This window comes from Acinetobacter sp. 226-1 (assembly GCF_030329325.1).
In the GTDB taxonomy this organism is placed as follows: Bacteria; Pseudomonadota; Gammaproteobacteria; order Pseudomonadales; family Moraxellaceae; genus Acinetobacter; species Acinetobacter sichuanensis.
Genome location: NZ_JACANU010000039.1, coordinates 1 through 3763, shown reverse-complemented (window position 1 = coordinate 3763; position 3763 = coordinate 1). Strand labels below are relative to the sequence as shown.

Annotated in this window: 9 protein-coding genes and 1 pseudogene; 4 read left to right on the top strand and 6 right to left on the bottom strand. The window is 35.9% G+C overall.

Features of this window, described 5'->3' with window-relative positions; genetic code table 11:
• Positions 1-14: 14 nt before the first annotated feature.
• Positions 15-479 carry a hypothetical protein gene (locus tag HX124_RS17810; protein WP_286384419.1) on the bottom strand — a complete coding sequence of 155 codons (465 nt, stop codon included), beginning with the start codon at positions 477-479 and terminating at the stop codon, positions 15-17.
• Positions 480-678: 199 nt separating this feature from the next.
• Here HX124_RS17810 and HX124_RS17805 point away from each other — a divergent pair, with 199 nt between their 5' ends.
• Positions 679-912, top strand: a complete 234-nt coding sequence (locus tag HX124_RS17805) for a hypothetical protein (RefSeq protein ID WP_286384418.1) — start codon at positions 679-681, stop codon at positions 910-912.
• Positions 913-934: 22 nt separating this feature from the next.
• Here HX124_RS17805 and HX124_RS17800 read toward each other — a convergent pair whose 3' ends face one another.
• Complete coding sequence (locus HX124_RS17800; RefSeq protein WP_286384417.1) at positions 935-1135, bottom strand: hypothetical protein; 201 nt, start codon at positions 1133-1135, stop codon at positions 935-937.
• Positions 1136-1259: 124 nt separating this feature from the next.
• Between HX124_RS17800 and HX124_RS17795 the strand changes: the two genes are divergently transcribed.
• Positions 1260-1466, top strand: a complete 207-nt coding sequence (locus HX124_RS17795; RefSeq protein WP_286384416.1) for a hypothetical protein — start codon at positions 1260-1262, stop codon at positions 1464-1466.
• Here HX124_RS17795 and HX124_RS17790 read toward each other — a convergent pair.
• The 4 genes from HX124_RS17790 to HX124_RS17775 form a co-directional block, all read right to left on the bottom strand.
• Positions 1444-1722 carry a hypothetical protein gene (locus HX124_RS17790; protein WP_286384415.1) on the bottom strand — a complete coding sequence of 93 codons (279 nt, stop codon included), beginning with the start codon at positions 1720-1722 and terminating at the stop codon, positions 1444-1446. The two genes, HX124_RS17795 and HX124_RS17790, sit on opposite strands and share 23 nt — an antisense overlap.
• 271 nt (positions 1723-1993) lie before the next feature.
• Positions 1994-2200 (bottom strand): hypothetical protein, encoded by a 207-nt coding sequence (locus HX124_RS17785; protein WP_286384414.1) that lies wholly within the window; start codon positions 2198-2200, stop codon positions 1994-1996.
• Between the two features lie 93 nt (positions 2201-2293).
• Positions 2294-2521 carry a hypothetical protein gene (locus HX124_RS17780; RefSeq protein WP_286384413.1) on the bottom strand — a complete coding sequence of 76 codons (228 nt, stop codon included), beginning with the start codon at positions 2519-2521 and terminating at the stop codon, positions 2294-2296.
• A gap of 1 nt (position 2522) precedes the next feature.
• Positions 2523-3218: a S24 family peptidase gene (locus HX124_RS17775; RefSeq protein ID WP_286384412.1), complete on the bottom strand. Its 696-nt coding sequence runs from the start codon at positions 3216-3218 to the stop codon at positions 2523-2525.
• A gap of 105 nt (positions 3219-3323) precedes the next feature.
• Between HX124_RS17775 and HX124_RS17770 the strand changes: the two genes are divergently transcribed.
• Both HX124_RS17770 and HX124_RS17765 read left to right on the top strand, forming a co-directional pair.
• A complete protein-coding gene (locus tag HX124_RS17770; protein WP_107010261.1) occupies positions 3324-3512 on the top strand; it encodes a hypothetical protein in 189 nt (62 codons plus the stop codon).
• Between the two features lie 69 nt (positions 3513-3581).
• Positions 3582-3763: pseudogene (locus HX124_RS17765) on the top strand (phage regulatory CII family protein); the annotation flags it as partial.

The window sequence follows — 3763 nt, the reverse complement described above, 5'->3', positions numbered from 1 at the left end:
ATTTTGATTTGACATTACACAGCCTCCACTAAACGATTACGCTCAATAAAACCAATCAACAAGTTATTGATATTGCGGTGGTCGAGTTGATCAGTGAAGTCGCGGTATGGATTGCCTTTCTCGTCAAAGACTTTGATTTGACCGAGTTCTTTAATTTCTACAGCAGTGAAGTTTGATTCTGGTACACCGTAGCTATCAGCATGAGTTGCATATTCAAAAGGGAACTTTAATGTGAACTCATCAATTTGAATCACAGCATAGCCAGTGCTTAATGAAGTGATTTCTACTGTTTGCACGGCGTAAGTAGAAGGGATGTATTCAGATGCTAGAGGTGGTTTGTATTCAGTGGCTTTTTGGTCGTATGCCAAAGCAACGATACCAGTCGTGAATAAAGCACTGATTGTGCAAACTTGTAAAAAGCGTTTTGGCTGTACACGATGTGTAACAGTAGGGTTGATAGGATTTAGTTTTGCATTCATAATTAATCTCGCATTCAGTTGTAAAAAGCGCATTGGATTTCTCAGGTCGGTGCGCTTTTTTGTTATCTAATGTCAAAATATTAACTATGGTTAATAATTATGTCAATAATAAAATTAACTTTAGTTTAATAAATTTACACTCTAGTTTGTTAACTATGATTTAATAGATAAAAGAAACCCAACCACTAAGGTGATAAGAATGAGTTTAGGAAATGAAATACACGAATGGCGTAAACAATTAGTAGAGAAACTATTGTTGAATGGCGTAAAGCCTGAAGATTTGGAAAAGCATGTGAACGCGGCTAAGCTGGTTGTGTTTGGTGGTCGGGTTGTTACTGCTACTATTGAAGTGCCACTTAAGTATGCAGATGAGCTAAAAGCCACTCTTCTTGAATTCTCAAAAAAGAATGGCTGTTTGTTAGATATTAATTAATGCAAAAGGTTGATATCGTGGGTTAGAGCTTTTTCCAGTCATTAAGGCTTTGTTCTGTTGATTGCTCTTCATAACCTTTCTTGATTTGCTCTAAAGACTCTAGGTACACGTGAACCCATAATTCCGCATCGGTAATATCAAAAGCGCTTTCATTTTTAGAGCGCTCATTAATAGTTGCTTTAGTAAGCTCTAACGCTAGAGCTTCTATAATTTCAGGTTTCATATTTTCTCCGATATTTATGGATGTTTTGAGAACAATGTTGGTGCAGAGTCTCAACTTCATAATATTAGGGAAAGTATGGATTTTTAAAAAGAAAACCCACACTGGGTGGGTTATGGAGTTTACTATGAGTGATAATCAAGAATCAGAACGCGGAATTATTCCAGCAGGAACGCGAGTTAAGTTATTCGAAGGACGTGTAACCCTGCTAGAAGATGTGGTGGTTGACGCTAATCAAGAGTGGATTGATAAAGCCATTAAAGATCAGCAGGATTATTTTGATGGCGTTGGTTGCTATTCACCCAAACCCCCTAGTTCAACAAATAATCACTAAGCCATTTTTTGTTGTCTTCATCAAGTGTTGATGTCCAGTCTGCATCACCTGTTAACTCAACAACAAGTAGCCTATCATCTGAGTCAATATAGGGTTTTAAGGCGTTGATAATATCAGTGGCGTTACCCTTATGAGTAATCACCCACACTGATTTTAATGGGCAAACACAACCGTCAGCAATTCGCATTATTGCTTTACTTATCCCAACGTAATCCTTTTGACCAATAAGATCGTAACTAATTAAGTATTTAGACATTAATTCCTCCACCCGATCAGTAAGCTGCGTCGGGTTCGCAGTTTTTTATACAAATAATTGCAATATTGGGTATTCTTTACTTCCTTTGACCTTTGATTTGCAAAACTTGTCTTTATCTTTGGTATTCATAAAATCATCAAAAGTACTTTTATTAACCAATTGATATAAAACGTTCACTTGCCATCAATCCAACAGTAAGCAAGTATCATTGAAATAAAATGCGTTTAATTTTCTTAGAATTAATATCGATAATTTTCAATTGAGTTGCCACCTATTTGATTTGCGATTGAGTAACTCTATTTTTTCTCACAAGCTCTATAATTTGTTTTTTTGTAAAATGAGGTATGAAGTGTTCTCCACATAGTTTTTTAGCTAAAAGATACTCATCTTTAGTGGTTAAATTAATATCCTTAACACCCTTAATTGACTCATGAATGTTTTGTGCAACTCTCTGAATTAGCAATTCATTTGTATTCAAAATTTACCTCTCATTAAATTTATTTCAACATAAACACCCAACACAAAAGTATTGCTGCTATGTATAGTCCAATTTTCCTATAATTTTGTCATTTCATCTATCTGTTTTCTTGGGAAATATTGGTTTTCCTAACTTTCCTTCTTCACAAAGTTGAACAATCTGCTCATTAGTTAAGACAGGTATGAAATACGTTTCTCCAATATCCTTTGACAAGATTTTTACTTCTTCTGCTGTAAGGACGATCGCCTCATTATTTGCTGCTGCATCATTAATTCGAGTAATAATTTGATTGATTGGTAGTGTTGAGTTGTCTAAAACCATTTTAAATTTCTCCATCATAACTATGTGAAACGTATTTACCAATTACGCTTATATGTTCCAACTGCTCAGGCTCAACGATTTCACGTTGGTATTGAGGGTTATCACTATCAATAATTAATGCGCCATCAAATCGACGAGATAAGCGCTTAATTTTCAATTCATTCCCATATCGAATAGCATAAACTCTCCCTGATTGAACTTGATCTAGGGAGTTGATGGATTTATCTAGAGTAACAATGCTGCCATCAGGAATTCTTGGCTCCATACTATCCCCATCAATATCAACGGTTATTAGGTTTTTGGCTGATACCTGTTTTTTATGCACCCACTCCAATAAGCGCACTGATCCTTGCTCTTTTTCTGATGGCTCAAACTCAACAATACGCCCATTACCTGCAGAAAATTTAATATCAACATGCGGGATAACCACATATACACTAGGATCTAAATCCTCAGGGGCATCCCATGCTAACACTGGATGGTTTTCTTGCTTCCCATTCTCTCTGCCTGTTAACAACCAATCATCAGAGACATTTAAAAATTTAGAGATAGCTTTAAGCTTTTCGGCTTTAGGTATGCTGTCTCCGTGCACCCACTTACCAACTGCTACAGAAGAAACGTCAACTCCTCTAGCTAGGTCAGCAGGCTTTAACTTCTTTTCCTCTAATTTTTCTTTTAAGCGAGAATGAAAAGACATGGTTAATTTCCTGTTAGCTATATTAACTAATGTTAATACTTAATGTTGAAACAGTGGTTAAATTGTGGTAACTTTGGTTTATTAACTATAGTTAAGTAAAAGCAAATGAACCCACTAGATTTAATGAATCATTACGAGTGTAAAACTAGAAGAGCCTTATCTCAAAAAATTGGTTTTTCAGAAGTCACTTTATGGAAATGGGAAAAAAAAGGCATCCCGCCACGTACCCAAGCGCTTTTTGAAATCCTTACCGAAGGAAAACTAAAAGCAGACCGCCAAGCGCTGATCAATTAAACACTCCACAAGCAAATTATTTCTTTTCTTTGCTTAAAAATATACGTGAAAGAAAACAAGGATTTCACAATGCAAGAAATTTCACTGAGCAGAGAAGCTCAAACTGCCATTTTTAAAATGATTAACCAAACACAAGGGATTTCGCCAAAAGAAATTGCTCAGGTTACAGGTGACTCACACAACACGATCTGTAATTACGGAAATGTGGGTATGCCTAATCATTTACCGAGTTTGAAGAAACTCGAGGCAAT

Excerpts from the sequence above, each read along its gene's own strand:
- HX124_RS17810 (WP_286384419.1), bottom strand. The coding sequence starts at position 479 with ATGAATGCAAAACTAAATCCTATCAACCCTACTGTTACACATCGTGTA.
- HX124_RS17805 (WP_286384418.1), top strand. The coding sequence starts at position 679 with ATGAGTTTAGGAAATGAAATACACGAATGGCGTAAACAATTAGTAGAG.
- HX124_RS17800 (WP_286384417.1), bottom strand. The coding sequence starts at position 1,135 with ATGAAACCTGAAATTATAGAAGCTCTAGCGTTAGAGCTTACTAAAGCA.
- HX124_RS17795 (WP_286384416.1), top strand. The coding sequence starts at position 1,260 with ATGAGTGATAATCAAGAATCAGAACGCGGAATTATTCCAGCAGGAACG.
- HX124_RS17790 (WP_286384415.1), bottom strand. The coding sequence starts at position 1,722 with ATGTCTAAATACTTAATTAGTTACGATCTTATTGGTCAAAAGGATTAC.
- HX124_RS17780 (WP_286384413.1), bottom strand. The coding sequence starts at position 2,521 with ATGGTTTTAGACAACTCAACACTACCAATCAATCAAATTATTACTCGA.
- HX124_RS17775 (WP_286384412.1), bottom strand. The coding sequence starts at position 3,218 with ATGTCTTTTCATTCTCGCTTAAAAGAAAAATTAGAGGAAAAGAAGTTA.
- HX124_RS17770 (WP_107010261.1), top strand. The coding sequence starts at position 3,324 with ATGAACCCACTAGATTTAATGAATCATTACGAGTGTAAAACTAGAAGA.